This window comes from Pseudoduganella sp. S-14, assembly GCF_049913285.1.
Lineage (GTDB): Bacteria > Pseudomonadota > Gammaproteobacteria > Burkholderiales > Burkholderiaceae_D > Rugamonas.
Window position 1 is genome coordinate 3,131,161 of the sequence record NZ_CP183991.1, and the last position, 14,181, is coordinate 3,145,341.

The following is a 14,181-nucleotide window of genomic DNA, read 5'->3' on the forward strand; positions in this document are numbered from 1 at the left end:
CGCCGTTAGCGGCGGTGAGGGTTGTCGGGACGGCGGTCGTAGCGGTTAGGCACGCCGTCGCCATCGCGGTCGCGGTCATAACGGTTTGGCACGCCGTCGTTGTCGCGGTCGCGGTCATAGCGGTCCGGCACGCCGTCGTGGTCGCGGTCCCGGTAGCGGTCGCGATGATGGTCGCGATAGTAGTAATTGTCGCGGGGGTAATCACGGTAGCCGTAGCCCGGGCCCTGGATGTAGGTGGGGCGGCTATCGTAGACGGTCCAGCCGCCTTCACGCCATCCCCAGCCGTTGTCGACACGGACCCACTGCGAAGGGGCGTAGCGGTAGCCCGGACGTTCCTGCAGCCAGTGGCCGGCAACCCAGACGTGGCGGTAGCCGTCCCAGCGCCATACGCCAGGGGCCCATACATAGCCGTAACGCGGCGGCGGCACGCTTTCAAAACGCAGTGGTGGAGGAGCGTTGCCGATCACGACGCTGAAATCAACCTGCGCCAGCGCGGCGGTCGGTGCTAATGCAACCGTGCCAAGTGCCAGGGCGGCTGCAGCGATGAGTTTCGATTTGAACATGGCTTTTCTCCTGTTTGGTGATGCGCTGAGTTCAATATACCAAGCGCATCGACGAGGCGAAAAGCCTGATTCAGTTTTTTACAAATCCCGCAGCGGAGTAACAATTGCTCAGATCTTGCCGCCCGGAGCAGCTTTGCGTTCTTGCGCCAGCGAGGCCTGCTTTTCCGCTTCGCTCATGCGCTTGGCAGCGACCACCACGACCGGCACCGCAGGCGCTGCCTGGGCCGCGCTGGCGGCGGCAGCCGGCGCCTTCGCTTCATCGGCACGGTTTTCAACCACCAGGCTGGCGGCGCAGGCCAGGCCGATCATGGCGATGAACAGGGCTTCGAAATTTCGCAGGGCTTTCATGATGTTCTCCGTTTGAGGACTATCCATGTGCACACTGTATCCACGGCGCCTGCGGCCAGCCACCGGCGTGCGACAAGCGGTCCAAAACGTGGTGCGAAATGCAAAAAAGCCGGGCTTTTGCGGCCGAATCGCAAACAGAAGGGAAATCGCCCCTCATACGGAGCGAATGGATGGGCTGCCCATGTGCCAAGATAAGGAGGTGTGTAATGGGCAAATGGGCCCATGGCGCCCTGATACAATCGACAGGCGCAGGGTCAGACAAGGAGTGGGAAATGTTCAAGATGTTTGGTTTTGGCGGCGTGAAGTGCCCGCGATGCGGGCACCGCAACGGCGACAGCTCCGACTACTGCAGTCATTGCGGCCTGTCGCTCGGCGCGCCGCGCGGCGACCACGTGGTGCGCGACAACCGCTGGATCCCGGCCAACGACGAGCTGGCGGTGTTCTTTGGCGTGCGCCAGCTCTCCGGCCTCTTCACCAAGACCCTGCACGTGCCGGCCGCGACACGCGCTTTCATCCTGCAGGGCGAACAGGTCAGCGAGGTGCCGCAGGGCGACTACGAGCTGGACGGTCTTTTCGCGCGCCTGGGCAAGCTGCGGCGCGACGAGCCGGGCGAAATCCTGGTCACCCGCAGCTCGCCGCTGCCTGTCGAGTTCAATTTCACCGACTTGCTGAGCGCCGAATTCCTGAAACTGGCTGCGCATTTCACGGTCGGCCTGATGGTGCAGGACGTGCCGGCCTTTGCGCGCCATTTCATGACAGCGCCGGGTACCGTCACCACGCTGCAGCTGCACGACCTGCTGGCGCCGTCCATGCGCCAGCTTGCGGCCGAATTCCTGGGCAGCCGTTCTGTGCGCGACATGGCCAGTACCAGCGTGCTGCGCGAGCAGCTCAACGAACGCCTGCACAGCGCGCTGGGCCAGCGCCTGGCCGAATTCGGCCTGGCGGCGGCGCAGGTGGAAACATTGTCACTTCGGCACGATAAATACGATGACAACCGCGAACGCGAGGGCAGCCTGTTCCTGGTTGCGGACGAGCGCCAGCGGCAACTGGAGCACGTCAAGCAGCTCGACCAGCTGTACAACGAGGAAGAATGGCAGGCCATCAGCCGCCAGGAGCAGAAAATGCGCGGCGATTTCCGGCGCGCCGAGCTGAAGGCCGAAGCCGAGGAGCAGATGCAAGCCATCCGCGCCCGCGAAATCGACCTGTACGGCCGCATCGTGGCTGCCAAATCGCGCAAGCAGGCCTTCGAACACGGCGCCGGCCTGGCCTTGGCCGACCTGGAACATGAACTGGCGCGCCACAAGTCGCTGCACGCCGGCGAGGCGGCCCAGTGGGACCAGGTGCGCCGCCTGGCGCAGATCAAGATGCGCACCGAGATGGAACTGGCGCAGCAGGCCGGCCTTGAGGAAAAGGCGCTGGCCAGGCAGCGCTTCTCGCACCAGTTGTACCAGCAGCAGCTGCAGTACCGCGTCCAGCAAGCGCTGGCCATCGAGGACGAAGAGCACCGCCGCAAGCAGCTCCAGCTGCTGCGCAAGGCCGAAACCGACGCCAAGCAGCGCGAGCAGGAGATCGAGGCCGAGCACCACCGGGCGAAGTTCCAGGGCCTGGCCCTGGCCAACGCCGCCCGCCATCGGGAGGCGGAGCGCATCGTCGAGTGGGAAGAAGAGCTGCACCTGGCGCGCAAGCGCGAGCTGGCGCGCGGCGAGGAAGGCAAAGACGCCAGCTCGCATGTCCATGTGGCCGAAATCAGCGCCAAGCTGGAAGAATTGAAGCGCAGCGGCGCCGCCGCCGAATCGGTGGCCCAGTATGAAAAGCTGCTGCGCACCATCGAGGCAGACGGCGTGCAGCAGCGCCAGGGGCAAAGCCTGGCGCGCCAGGCCATGCTCGACCAGGTAGCCGTGGAAGAACAGCGCCTGCAGCTGAAACTGCGCGACCAGGAAGCACAGTGGCAGCAGTCGCTGAAAAAGATGGAAGTGGAGCGAGATGAGCGCTTCAACCGCTGGAAGGTGGAATACGACAGCATGGTGGCGCAGCAGCGGCATGCCGCCGACCTGGCCCGCATCGACATCGACCGGCTGGAAGCAATCGGCCGCATGAGCGACACGGCCAAGATTGCGCTGGCGGCGACGCCAAACGCCGAAGCGCTGTCGCGCCTGATGCGCCAGCAGGCCCAGGCTGCGATGTCGCCCGAGCAGCTGCAGGCGCTGGCCGGCGTGGTCGCTGCCGAAAACAGCATTACCACGGCCGAGGCGCTGCGCCTGGCGCGCGAGGAAGTGCGCGATGAACGTTCGTATCGAGACACGGTGGGCGACAAGGAACGCCAGCACCGGCTCGACCTGCTGCGGGCGCAAGCGAGCGTCGGCGCGTCGGCGGCGCGCCGTTGCCGGAATGGCCATCTGGTGCCGACCGATTGCGGCGATGCGAAATTCTGTCCAGAATGCGGGGCGCCGCTAGCGAGGTAAAGCACGAGAGAGATGCAGACAGCCCGAGACAAGATTCGCGAACTGCGTGCCCTGCACGACGATGGCCTGTTAAGCCTGCAAGAGTTCGACCGCCGCAAAAATGCCATCCTGGACGCCGAATACGCGCCACCGGGAGGGGCGGCAGCACCCATCACCATCCCGCGCCAGGGCACCGAGCTTGGCCTGATGGCCGGCCAGGAAATCGGCCCGCACAACCGGCGCTACCGGCTCGAGCGCCTGATCGGCATGGGCGGCATGGGCCAGGTGTGGCAAGCCACCGACCTGGCAACCCATGCTGAACTGGGCCACAGCGCCGTGGTTGCGCTGAAGATCCTGCCGCCGCAGCTGACCCAAAGCCCGGCCCACGCCAAGCTGCTGATCGAGGAAGCGACCCAGGCGCGCCGCCTGGCGCATGACAATATCGTGCGCGTCTACGAATGGGCGCAAGACCCCGCCACATCCAGCTATTTCATCATCATGGAATGCCTCGAGGGGCAGGATCTCGAGGCCTGGCTGGCGGAGCATGGCAAGGCGACGCCGGCACAGGTCGAGCAGATGCTGCGGCCGGTGGCCAATGCGCTGCGATACGCCTGGGACAAGCACCGCCTGGTGCACCGCGACCTTAAGCCCGGCAACGTGTTCCTGACCGCGACCGGCGAAATCAAGCTGCTCGATTTCGGCATCGCCTCGCGCGCGCGTTCGACCGGCACCGACCTTGGCATGGCGGCGCCCAATGCCGGCACTGCCGGCTACCGGGCGCCGGAAGCCGGCACCGGCCAGGGCGCGCCGCGGCCGCAGCTGGACGTCTATGCGGTAGCGGTGATGATCTACCAGCTGCTGGAAGGGCGCCTGCCGTTCGACCAGCCCACCGCCCTGCTCGAGCCGCCCAGACCGGCGGCGCTCAACGCGCAGCAATGGGCAGTATTGAAGGACGGCTTCGCCAACCGCGCCGGCGAGCGGCCGGAATCGGTGGCCGCACTGCTTGACGCATTAAAGGATGCCGCCGGGCTAGACGCCGAAGAAGCGGCGCAGCGCGAAGCAGCCCGCAAGGCCGAACGGGCCGCTGCGGAACAGCAGGAAAGCGAAGCGCGAGCCGCCCGTGAAAAACGGGCCCGCAACGATGCCATCGCCCGCGCCGAGGAGGAAGAGCAGCGGCGCCAGAAGGAAGTGGAACTGGCCGCCCGGCGCAAGGCGGAAGCACAGGCCGCGGCGCAGGAAAAGGCGCGCCAGGAGCAGCTTCGCCGCGAACAGGAAAAGCAGCGCAAGGCGCAGGCCGAGCAGGAAGCGAAGGAGCGCAAGGAGCGCCTGCGCCAGCAACTGATTGCGCGCCGCGATGCCGATGCGTTGAAAGCGCGCCAGGCCGAGGAAGAATACCAGCGCAAGATGGCGCAACTGAAGGCGGAAGCAGCCTACCGCGCGGAGCAGGAGCGCCACCGCAAGGAACAGGCGGCGCGCAAGGCCGCCGAACTGGCGGCGCTGCTGCCTAGCGCCAGCAGCCCGGTAGCCGATGCGGAAGGCGTGCTGCGCGACCGCTTCACCGATGGCAGCGGCGTCGGGCCGGACCTGGTGCTGATCCCGACCGGCCGCTTCCAGATGGGTTCCTCCGAGCATGAGCACAAGACCGCCGTCAAGGCCGGGGCGCAGAAAACTTCGCTGGACAAGGAATTGCCGGCGCACTGGGTCGGCATCGAGCACTCCTTTGCACTGGGCCGCTATCCGGTGACCGTGGGCGAGTGGCGCGCCTTCGTGAAGGCGACGGGCTGGCAGTCGAAGCTGGACGTCGACTGGCAGGAGCCAGGCTTTGCGCAGGATGAGCGCCACCCCGTGGTATGCGTCAGCTGGCACGACGCGCAGCTGTACCTGCAGTGGCTTGGCGAGAAAACCGGCCAGCAATACCGCCTGCCGAGCGAAGCGGAATGGGAGTACGCCTGTCGCGCCGGCAGCCACACTGCGTTCAGCTTCGGCGACCAGATCACGCCGGAACACGCCAACTACGACGGCCATTTCACCTACAACGACGGCCCCAAAGGCAACAGCCATGGCGGCACGACGCGCGTGGGCAGCTATCAGCCCAATCCCTGGGGCCTGTTCGATATGCACGGCAATGTCTGGGAGTGGACGCAGGACACGGTGCACGATAACTACCTCGGCGCGCCCATCGACGGCAGTGCATGGGAGCAGGGCGGCGACAAGGCGCGCCGCATCCTGCGCGGCGGAGCATGGCTGTACCAGCCGCGCTACCTGCGTTCGGCCATGCGCAATGGCTACTCGGCACTGCTGGCAAACGATGTGGTGGGCTTCCGCGTAGCGCGCAAGTTGGTGTAAATTGCTGGCTAAATCAACAAGCAGGAAACCAATATGACCGTTAAAGTAGCCCGCGACCAGTCGCTTCCAATGCGCAGCATCCTGCATGTGCGCAACCACATCGTCTCCGTCGACGGCACGATCGAAGAAGGCGGCAACGATGCCGGCCCGTCGCCGCACGACCTGTACGACGCCGCCGTCAGCGCCTGCAAAGCGCTGACCGTCATCTGGTACGCTCGCCGCAAGGGCATTCCGGTCGAAGATGTGCAAGTCACCACCGAGCGCGATGCCAGCGAAGAGCGCAAGGGCGTGTACCGCCTGGCCGCTACGCTGCACCTGACCGGAGCGCTGAGCGCGGAGCAGCGGGAAGAGCTGCTGGCCATCTCGCAGAAATGCCCGGTGCATAAGCTGATGACGGCCGTGACCACCGAAATCTCCACGAAGCTGGGGCCATTGCCATGAACATTGCGCAACTCCTGAAGGGCCATGAGAAGGACCTGGGCGGCGGCTTTGTGGTGCGCCGCTATTTGCCGGCGGCCATGAAGCAGGCGGTCGGTCCATTCATTTTCTTCGACCATTTCGGCCCGGTCGACGTGCCGCTTGACGCCGACCATGACGTGCGGCCGCACCCGCATATCGGCCTGGCCACCGTCACCTACCTGTTCGAAGGGGCAATGGAACACCGCGACAGCCTGGGTACGCTGCAGCGCATCGAGCCGGGCGCCATCAACTGGATGACCGCAGGACGCGGCATCGTGCATTCGGAGCGCACCCCGCAGGATCTGGTGGGCGTGCCGCACCGCACGCACGGCCTGCAGTTGTGGGCCGCCTTGCCCAAGGCGCACGAGGAGGACGAGCCTTCGTTCGCCCATACGCCAGCGGCGGCAATTCCGGAAATGCTGGTCGACGGCGCCAGGGTGCGCGTGCTGATCGGTTCGGCCTTTGGCCACGCTTCGCCGGTGAAGACCTTCAGCCAGACGCTGTACCTGGACGTGAGCCTGAAGGCGGGCCAGCAACTGGAACTGAGCGGCTTGCCGGCGGAAGCTGCCATCTATCCGGTGAGCGGTTCGGTCGACGTCGATGGCGCTCCGGTGCCGCAAAACACGATGGCGCTGCTCGATACGTCGAATTCGCAGCGGGTCAGCGCAAACACGGATGCGCAATTCGTGATCATCGGCGGCGAGCCGCTCGATGGCCAGCGTTTCCTGTTCTGGAATTTTGTTTCGTCGAGCAAGGAGCGCCTGCTCAAGGCGGCCGACGATTGGGAGGCGCAGCGCTTTGCCAAGGTGCCCGGCGAGACGGAATTCATTCCGTTGCCGAAAAGGCCTTCTGCAGCGACTTAAGCGGCAGCTTCGGCTGGCGGGATGTGCGCGGCGGCGCTGCGCACGATCCAGTGCTCCGGATAAGGATCGCTGGCGAAACGGGTATGGGCCGGAATGCGGCTCAGTTTTTCCTGTTTCGGTGTTGGCGCCAGCGCGGTTTCCTTGCCGGTGAGCTGGTCGACATGCCAGAAGCCGCCCTGGTGGTGCATCAGCAGCGGAAGGCTGGAGGCCCTCGGCAGCGCATTGTGGCGCGGCAGCGGGTAGCCGGGATGGGTGTCCGCCGCCAGCAGCACGAAGCATTCGGCGCGCGCGCCTTCATCGATGCGGTGCAGTATCACGCCGTGCGGCATCACGGCGCTCACTTCCAGCAGCACGATGCCCTTGATGCTGGCGCTCATTTCAATCTTCATGCCGGTACGCAGCGGCACCGGCTTGTTCTTGCCCGGCCAGACCCCGTCCAGCAGCAGGCCGTAGCGCGACACGTCTTCAATTTCGAAACCATTGCGGGTGTGGCGGAACAGCGCGTGGCGGCCGGACAGGCGGCGCGTCAGGCCGGCGCAATCAGGACCCTCGGCGCTGAAGTGGTGCAGCAGCACGTCGGCTTCGGGATCGGCCAGCTCGAAGCGGCCGAACGAGATTTCTTCCATCGCGAACAGGCGGATGTGGCGGCAGGCGCCGTTTTCCGGGGCCGCATTGATGAAGCTTGCCGCCAGGGTAGGGTGGGGATGCGAAGGACCGCTGCGCGGCTGCGCGATCTCGATCAGGTCTTCATCCCAGGCTATGGTCGAATAGCCAACATCCACCTTGCCCGGCGGCGCCCCGAGGTCGAGGTGGGCGATGCCGGCATTGCGCGCGGTGACGTCGATGTCCATGGTATTGCCGCCTTGCGCGGACACGCGGGCGATCGCGGCATCGTCGGCCATGACGCGCACATTCTTGTGGGTGCTGAGGAAGGTGCGGTGAATTTCGTTCAGGCTGGCGTCGACACGCGGCACCAGGATGACAAAAGTGCATTCCCATTGGCGCTGCGAGCTCTCGTCCTTGCTGACGATTTCGGCGTGGATCTGGTACTGGCCATGTTCCTTGCCGCGCGAGGAGAATTCCACGAATACAGGGCGCCAGTCGCCATGGACCGAGCGGATGAACTGTTGCAGCAGGGCTCCGTGCGGAATGAGCTCGGAGCGCAGCCGGATCGACAACTGCGGCGCGCAATCCTGCGGCATGCCGCGCAATTCCATTTTGAGCGACTGGCGGCCGCCGGCGGCGCGCGGGTCGAAGCCGCTGATATGCAGCTGGGGATAGACGCGTGCCGGCGCAGAGTAGCCGGCGACCGGGACGGCTGGCGGGCCGCTGCGGGCGTGGCGCATGGTGTTCAGCAGCTCGAAGCTGCCGCCTTCCGCATCGGCTGCCGGCTGCGCGTGGCCGCCGGCGCAAGTGCTTTCCCCTGGCATGACCCAGTAGGTGCAATGCGGATGGTCTGGATTACAGCACTTGTTCATGGAAGGACGCTGGTAGGGATACCGCAACTTTACGCGTTTACACCGTTGCTTGGCAACACGCCTTTCCTCCGATAAAGGGTGTTTTTACCCCTGTATTCCCGATGAAGCAAAAGCGCAACATCTTGCCGCCCCAAGTGGCAAGAAAAAAATGGGGGCGTACCCCATTTTCCGCGCAAGCAGAAAATGGGGTACGTCCCCATTTTTGAAGGCTGTTACTTGATTACCAACGGCCGTGGTGGTGGCCGTGCCCGTGGCCGCGGTAGTAGCGCTCACCGTAGTAGTACACCGGGCGCGGCTCTACGTAGACTGGTGCCGGTTCGTAATACACGCGGGGCGCTGGCTCGTAGTACACGCGAGGCGGCGGGTTGTAGTAGACCGGGGCAGGCTCGTAATACACCGGGGCCGGCTGCGAGTACACGCGGGTTTCGACGTAGCCGCGGCTGTGACGGCCGGTCGGCAGGGAATTACCAACTGCGGCGCCTACCAGGCCGCCCACCACAGCACCGCCGCTGCCGTTCTGGCTGCCGATCGCGGCGCCGATCACGGCACCTGCTGCGGTGTTGAAGTCACGGTCGCCCGCGGCAAAAGCGGCGGAGGAAGCGGTCAGGGCTGCGCCCATCAGAACCAGCCCGGCAAAACGTTTGTTGAACATGGTAAGTTCCCTTTCAATCTCTGTTGGAGTGTAGATTAGCCAGCCGCAAAAAATTGCGCCAGTGCATATACACATTCTTACAAACTCCACCGAGGGAAATAATTTGTATCGTTAAGTTGCCCTCCCTGCAGGAAATTATTAAATACGCTATTGTGTCAAGTTCCGAGCGAAACTTAACCTTCTCACAGGAAACGCATGAACTTCCGCAAGCCCGCACTTTCCGCCCTGTTTGTCTGCCTGCTGGGCGCAGGCTTTTCCGGCATCGCCAGTGCCGCCAGCCAGAACGATGCCGCGACGCTGGGCAAGATCCGCGATGCCGCGATGCAGAGCGACTACGCCTACCAGCGCCTGGAAGACTTGACCGACCTGGTTGGCCCGCGCCTGTCCGGTTCCGTCGGCGGTGCGGCCGCGGTGGAGCAGGTGGCTGCCGCCATGCGTGCGATGGGCGCCAAAGTCTTCCTGCAGCCGGTCAAGGTGCCGCACTGGGTGCGTGGCGAAGAGAAGGCTGAGCTGGTGGATTACAAAGGCCGGCCAGCCAATATCGCCCAGCGCGTGGTGCTGACCGCCCTCGGCGGCTCCGGCGCCACCCCGGCTGCCGGCCTGACCGCGCCGATCGTCGTCGTGCACGATTTCGATGAACTGAAAGCGCGTGCGGCGGAGGTGAAGGGCGCGATCGTGCTGTTCGACGTGGCCTTCGACCAGGGCATGGCGGACCGCGGCCTGGCCGGCAACGCCTACGGCCAGGGTTCGCGCTACCGCACCAACGGCCCGCGCATGGCTGCGGAGCTGGGCGCCGTGGCCGCACTGGTGCGTTCCGTTGGCGGCGCCGATTACCGCTTGCCGCACACCGGCGCCACCATCCTGAAAGACGAGCAGCGCATCCCGGCCGCAGCGGTGACGGCGGAAGATGCGATGCTGATCAGCCGCTTGATGAAGCGCGGCCCGGTCAAGATGAAGCTGACCCTGACCCCGCAGATCCTGCCGGACGCCGATACCTTCAACGTGATCGCCGATCTGCCGGGCAGCGACAAGGCGGATGAAGTCGTGATCGTTTCCGGCCACCTGGATTCCTGGGACCTGGCCACCGGCGCGCACGACGACGGCACGGGCGTGACCACTTCGATGGGTGTGCTTGAAACCATCAAGCGCCTGGGCCTGCAGCCTCGCCGCACCATCCGCATGGTGGCGTGGGCGAACGAAGAGAACGGCCTGAAGGGCGGGAACACCTATTACGAAGCGAACAAGGGCAAGCTGGAAAAGCAGTTCGCAGCCATCGAGACTGACGGCGGCGTAGGCCGTACCTTCGGCATCATGGGCAGCGTGCGCAGCGAAGCGGAGAAGTACTTCGCACCGGTGAGCAACGCATTGCTGCCGATTGGCGCCGGCGTGTTCAACCGGCGCGATTCGGCCTCGGGCTCAGACGTGCACCAGCTGGAAGCAGGCGGCGTACCGGCCTTCATGCCCTATGTCGACACCAGCGCCTACTTCAACTACCACCACACTCCGGCCGACACCTTCGACAAGGTCGACCCGGTGAACATGAAGAAGCACGTGGCGGTCATGTCGACACTGGCCTGGTACCTGGCCAACACCGACGACCCGATCGGCCGCGCCTCCGAGCAGCTCAAATAAGCCGCGCCCGCGCCCTGCTTACAGGGCGTTGAGGGGGATCTTGAGGTAGCGCACGCCGTTGTCTTCGGCCTCGGGGAGATGGCCTGCGCTCAGGTTGACCTGGATGGCCGGCAGGATCAGCACCGGCATCTGCAGCGTGGCGTCGCGCTTGGTGCGCATGGCAACGAACTCTTCTTCGCTGACGCCATCGCGGATGTGGATGTTGGCGGCGCGCTGCTCCGCCACCGTGACTTCCCAGCGCGGCTCGCGGCCGGCAGGGGGGTAGTCGTGGCACATGAACAGGCGGGTTTCCGGCGGCAGCGACAGCAGGCGGTGCACCGACTTGTACAAGTCGCCTGCGCAGCCGCCAGGGAAGTCGCAACGCGCGCTGCCCACGTCGGGCATGAACATCGTATCGCCGACAAATACTGCATCGCCGACCTGGTAGGCCATGTCGGCCGGCGTGTGGCCCGGTACATGCAGGGCGCGCGCTTTCAGGCTGCCGATCATGAATTCTTCGTCGGCCTGAAACAGGTGACCGAACTGCGAGCCATCTTCCTTCTCGCCCTTGCGGTTGAAGATCGCCGAGAAGGAGTGCTGAACCTTGCAAATGCCGGCGCCGATTCCGATGCGTCCGCCCAGCTTCTCCTGCAGGTAAGGCGCGGCGGACAGATGGTCGGCGTGGGCATGAGTCTCCAGCAGCCAGCTCACCGTCAGCCGATGCTGGCGCACAAAAGCGACGATCTTGTCGGCGGCGGTGGTCGCGGTGCGCCCGGCCTTCGGGTCGTAATCAAGTACCGAATCGACGATGGCGCATGCGCTGCCGTCAGCCTCGTAAATCACGTAGCTGACAGTGGAAGTTACGGGGTCGAAGAACCCCTGGATCTCAGGCTTCATATCAAGATAGTAGGATGATTCAAGCCCAACTATTATAAAGAATCCTGATATGGCGGGCGAGGCTTATTCGTTTTGTGATGCAAGTCATCGGTGTGGCGGGAAAAACTATCTCCGTGATAAGATTTTTTCACAGTGCTTCCAGGAAGAGAGGCAGCGATGACCAAGACAGGCTATTCACTGAAGTGGGGACTGGTCACTGGCTGCATCTGCAGCCAGTCGCTAACGGCAGTGGCTGCCACCGGCGGCGCTGCTGCGCCGGAAAACTTTGCCAACCTCTCGCTCGAGGAGTTGAGCGACGTGCGCGTGGTGTCCGTATCAAAGCGCGAAGAGCGGCTAGGCGACGCCCCGGCTTCCGTCTTCGTGATTACCGCCGACGATATCCGCCGCAGCGGTGCGCGCAGCCTGGCCGAAGCGCTGCGCATGGCGCCCAACCTGCACGTGGCGCAGACGCCAGCCGGCAATTACGCCATTACCGCGCGCGGTTTCGCCGGCAACAGCGCCAACAAGCAACTGGTGATGATCGATGGCCGCTCGGTGTACACGCCGCTGCTTTCCGGGGTGTCCTGGGACGTGCAGCAAGTGCCGGTGGATGCCATCGAACGCATCGAAGTAGTCAGTGGGCCAGGCGGCACGCTTTGGGGAACCAATGCGGTCAATGGCGTGATCAACGTGATTACCAAGCACGCGTCGTCCACCCTTGGCGCGATGGCCGACCTGCGTTGGGGGCAGGCGCAGTCCGGCGCAGCTTTCCGTTACGGCGCGGCGATGGACGATGGCGCCTGGCGCGCCTATGGCATGGATTACGCCATGCCGCACGGCGAAACGCTGGCCGGCAAGCCGCTGGGCGATGCATGGCACAACGCGCAGGCGGGTTTTCGGGCCGACTGGCTACGCGGCAGCGACGCGCTGACAGTGCAGGGCGATGTGTACCGCATAGGGGCTGGACAAATACCGACGCCTCCCGTGACCATGCTGCCCGCTGCATCCATGCGCGGCACCAATCTGATGGGGCATTGGAGCCGTCAGTTGTACGGCGGCGCCACCCTGTCCCTGCTGGCCTATTACGATCGCACGGAGCGCGACCAGGTCGGCGTTTATAAAGAGAACCTGGATGTGGCCGACCTGCAGGCACTCTACAATCTTGCCCCGCTTGGCCGGCATACGCTGGCTGCCGGCGCCGAATACCGCTTCGCGCGCGACAAGGTGGCGGTCACCAGTGGTACCGCCTTCCATCCCGAGCGCGCCGCCATGCACTGGGTGAGCTTGTACGGGCAGGACACCGTCGCCCTCAGCGAGCAACTGAACCTGACGGGGGGACTGCGCATCGAGCGCAATCAGTACACAGGGACGGAATTCCTCCCCAATTTGCGCCTGGCGTGGAAAGCGACTGCCTCGACTTCCTGGTGGGCCGCCTTGTCGCGCACGGTGCGGGCGCCGTCACGCGTTGACCGCGAGATCTTCTTCGCCAGCCCGCGCGGAACCCTGAGCGGGGGGCCGAATTTCCAGTCCGAGACGGCCCGAGTGCTGGAAACCGGCCTGCGCCAGCAGTTCGGCAACCGCGCCAGCTATTCGCTCACCGTTTATCGCGCACAGTATGACAAGCTGCGAACGATCAAGCCGGTTGCCGTGCAGGTTTTTGAAATCGGCAATGGCATGGAAGGCGAAACGCGCGGGCTGGAAGCCTGGGGCAGTGTCCAGGTGACGCCCGACTGGCGGCTCAACGCGGGCCTGACCCTGATGCACGAAGAGTTTTCGCTCAAGCCGGGGGAAGCCGATTTCGGCAACCGTTCGGTCACGGGGAACTGGGACCCGCGCCGCGTGATGAAGCTGCGCTCCTCTTACACCCTCGGCGAAGGGCGCGACCTCGACCTGACCTTGCGCTATGTCGGCCCCTTGCGATTTACCACGGTGGCCGGCTATGCCGCGCTGGACGTGAACTTCAACTGGCAGGTCAAGCCAGGGCTTGAGTTGGCGCTGGGCGCCAGCAATGCGCTCGACCGCGATCACGAAGAGTTCAGCGGCAACAACCGGCTGTCGCTGGGACGCGGCGCCTATGTCAGGGTCGTCAGACGCTTCTAAGGCGGGCATGTTAATATCGCTGCCCATGAAATCCATGATCCGTGTCATTGTGCTTTGGCTAATGCTGGGGGCTTTGCCTTTCCAGGGTTTTGCCTCGGCCAGCATGCTGCTGTGCGGTACAGCAAAGCCGGCGGCACAGCCAATGCCGGACGGACCACACGATCATGCCGCCATGCTGGCAGCCGCCCAGCACGACGGCGAAAAAGCCGCCCATTGTGCCGGCGGCCAGCACGGCAACGCCATGGGCGCTTGCTGCGTCGGCGCCGCGCCGGCCTACGCGATGCCGCAAGCTGCATCGCAGCCGCAGCTTGCCGAGCCCCTGCGCCTGCCCGAACCCGTGCCGCCACTGCCGGTCGACCTTGCCCTTCCCAAGCGCCCGCCGCGGGCGATCCTTGCCTGATCCATGCCAGCCGTGGCGGCTGGCTCCTTCCTGCGTCCCCGCGC

General features: G+C 64.8%; 12 protein-coding genes. 7 read left to right on the top strand and 5 right to left on the bottom strand.

What is annotated here, in order from left to right; translation table 11 throughout:
* Nucleotides 1-5: 5 nt before the first annotated feature.
* Nucleotides 6-563: a YXWGXW repeat-containing protein gene (locus tag ACN9MZ_RS14435; RefSeq protein ID WP_426342777.1), complete on the bottom strand. Its 558-nt coding sequence runs from the start codon at nt 561-563 to the stop codon at nt 6-8.
* 108 nt (nt 564-671) lie between these two features.
* On the bottom strand, nt 672-911 hold the full coding sequence (locus ACN9MZ_RS14440; RefSeq protein WP_426342778.1) for a hypothetical protein: 240 nt from the start codon (nt 909-911) through the stop codon (nt 672-674).
* A 272-nt stretch (nt 912-1,183) separates the two neighbouring features.
* Here ACN9MZ_RS14440 and ACN9MZ_RS14445 point away from each other — a divergent pair, with 272 nt between their 5' ends.
* The 4 genes from ACN9MZ_RS14445 to ACN9MZ_RS14460 are packed head-to-tail and all read left to right on the top strand — an operon-like array spanning nt 1,184 to nt 7,020.
* Nucleotides 1,184-3,373, top strand: a complete 2,190-nt coding sequence (locus tag ACN9MZ_RS14445) for a zinc-ribbon domain-containing protein (protein ID WP_426342779.1) — start codon at nt 1,184-1,186, stop codon at nt 3,371-3,373.
* A gap of 12 nt (nt 3,374-3,385) precedes the next feature.
* A complete protein-coding gene (locus ACN9MZ_RS14450; protein ID WP_426342780.1) occupies nt 3,386-5,698 on the top strand; it encodes an SUMF1/EgtB/PvdO family nonheme iron enzyme in 2,313 nt (770 codons plus the stop codon).
* Between the two features lie 33 nt (nt 5,699-5,731).
* Nucleotides 5,732-6,139, top strand: a complete 408-nt coding sequence (locus ACN9MZ_RS14455; protein ID WP_426342781.1) for an OsmC family protein — start codon at nt 5,732-5,734, stop codon at nt 6,137-6,139.
* Nucleotides 6,136-7,020: a pirin family protein gene (locus tag ACN9MZ_RS14460; RefSeq protein ID WP_426342782.1), complete on the top strand. Its 885-nt coding sequence runs from the start codon at nt 6,136-6,138 to the stop codon at nt 7,018-7,020. Before ACN9MZ_RS14455 ends, ACN9MZ_RS14460 begins: the two co-directional genes overlap by 4 nt.
* Here the strand turns inward: ACN9MZ_RS14460 and ACN9MZ_RS14465 are convergent.
* Together ACN9MZ_RS14465 and ACN9MZ_RS14470 are read right to left on the bottom strand one after the other, a co-directional pair.
* Complete coding sequence (locus tag ACN9MZ_RS14465) at nt 7,017-8,498, bottom strand: FHA domain-containing protein (RefSeq protein WP_426342783.1); 1,482 nt, start codon at nt 8,496-8,498, stop codon at nt 7,017-7,019. The two genes, ACN9MZ_RS14460 and ACN9MZ_RS14465, sit on opposite strands and share 4 nt — an antisense overlap.
* A 220-nt stretch (nt 8,499-8,718) precedes the next feature.
* Nucleotides 8,719-9,150 carry a hypothetical protein gene (locus ACN9MZ_RS14470; RefSeq protein WP_426342784.1) on the bottom strand — a complete coding sequence of 144 codons (432 nt, stop codon included), beginning with the start codon at nt 9,148-9,150 and terminating at the stop codon, nt 8,719-8,721.
* A 195-nt stretch (nt 9,151-9,345) separates the two neighbouring features.
* Between ACN9MZ_RS14470 and ACN9MZ_RS14475 the strand changes: the two genes are divergently transcribed.
* Nucleotides 9,346-10,782: a M20/M25/M40 family metallo-hydrolase gene (locus ACN9MZ_RS14475; RefSeq protein ID WP_426342785.1), complete on the top strand. Its 1,437-nt coding sequence runs from the start codon at nt 9,346-9,348 to the stop codon at nt 10,780-10,782.
* A gap of 18 nt (nt 10,783-10,800) precedes the next feature.
* Here ACN9MZ_RS14475 and ACN9MZ_RS14480 read toward each other — a convergent pair whose 3' ends face one another.
* Nucleotides 10,801-11,658, bottom strand: a complete 858-nt coding sequence (locus tag ACN9MZ_RS14480) for an MBL fold metallo-hydrolase (RefSeq protein WP_426342786.1) — start codon at nt 11,656-11,658, stop codon at nt 10,801-10,803.
* 156 nt (nt 11,659-11,814) lie between these two features.
* On the opposite strand from ACN9MZ_RS14480, the gene ACN9MZ_RS14485 reads away from it, so the two are divergent.
* Together ACN9MZ_RS14485 and ACN9MZ_RS14490 are read left to right on the top strand one after the other, a co-directional pair.
* The gene (locus ACN9MZ_RS14485; protein ID WP_426342787.1) at nt 11,815-13,737 is read left to right on the top strand and encodes a TonB-dependent receptor plug domain-containing protein; all 1,923 of its coding nucleotides are present in this window, start codon (nt 11,815-11,817) and stop codon (nt 13,735-13,737) included.
* A gap of 34 nt (nt 13,738-13,771) precedes the next feature.
* Nucleotides 13,772-14,137, top strand: a complete 366-nt coding sequence (locus tag ACN9MZ_RS14490) for a hypothetical protein (RefSeq protein WP_426342788.1) — start codon at nt 13,772-13,774, stop codon at nt 14,135-14,137.
* The last annotated feature ends 44 nt before the right edge of the window (nt 14,138-14,181 follow it).

Bases quoted from the DNA above. Each gene is read 5' to 3' on its own strand.
- ACN9MZ_RS14450 (WP_426342780.1), top strand. From the start codon at position 3,386: ATGCAGACAGCCCGAGACAAGATTCGCGAACTGCGTGCCCTGCACGAC.
- ACN9MZ_RS14435 (WP_426342777.1), bottom strand. From the start codon at position 563: ATGTTCAAATCGAAACTCATCGCTGCAGCCGCCCTGGCACTTGGCACG.
- ACN9MZ_RS14445 (WP_426342779.1), top strand. From the start codon at position 1,184: ATGTTCAAGATGTTTGGTTTTGGCGGCGTGAAGTGCCCGCGATGCGGG.
- ACN9MZ_RS14440 (WP_426342778.1), bottom strand. From the start codon at position 911: ATGAAAGCCCTGCGAAATTTCGAAGCCCTGTTCATCGCCATGATCGGC.
- ACN9MZ_RS14465 (WP_426342783.1), bottom strand. From the start codon at position 8,498: ATGAACAAGTGCTGTAATCCAGACCATCCGCATTGCACCTACTGGGTC.
- ACN9MZ_RS14470 (WP_426342784.1), bottom strand. From the start codon at position 9,150: ATGTTCAACAAACGTTTTGCCGGGCTGGTTCTGATGGGCGCAGCCCTG.
- ACN9MZ_RS14475 (WP_426342785.1), top strand. From the start codon at position 9,346: ATGAACTTCCGCAAGCCCGCACTTTCCGCCCTGTTTGTCTGCCTGCTG.
- ACN9MZ_RS14460 (WP_426342782.1), top strand. From the start codon at position 6,136: ATGAACATTGCGCAACTCCTGAAGGGCCATGAGAAGGACCTGGGCGGC.
- ACN9MZ_RS14485 (WP_426342787.1), top strand. From the start codon at position 11,815: ATGACCAAGACAGGCTATTCACTGAAGTGGGGACTGGTCACTGGCTGC.
- ACN9MZ_RS14490 (WP_426342788.1), top strand. From the start codon at position 13,772: ATGATCCGTGTCATTGTGCTTTGGCTAATGCTGGGGGCTTTGCCTTTC.
- ACN9MZ_RS14455 (WP_426342781.1), top strand. From the start codon at position 5,732: ATGACCGTTAAAGTAGCCCGCGACCAGTCGCTTCCAATGCGCAGCATC.
- ACN9MZ_RS14480 (WP_426342786.1), bottom strand. From the start codon at position 11,658: ATGAAGCCTGAGATCCAGGGGTTCTTCGACCCCGTAACTTCCACTGTC.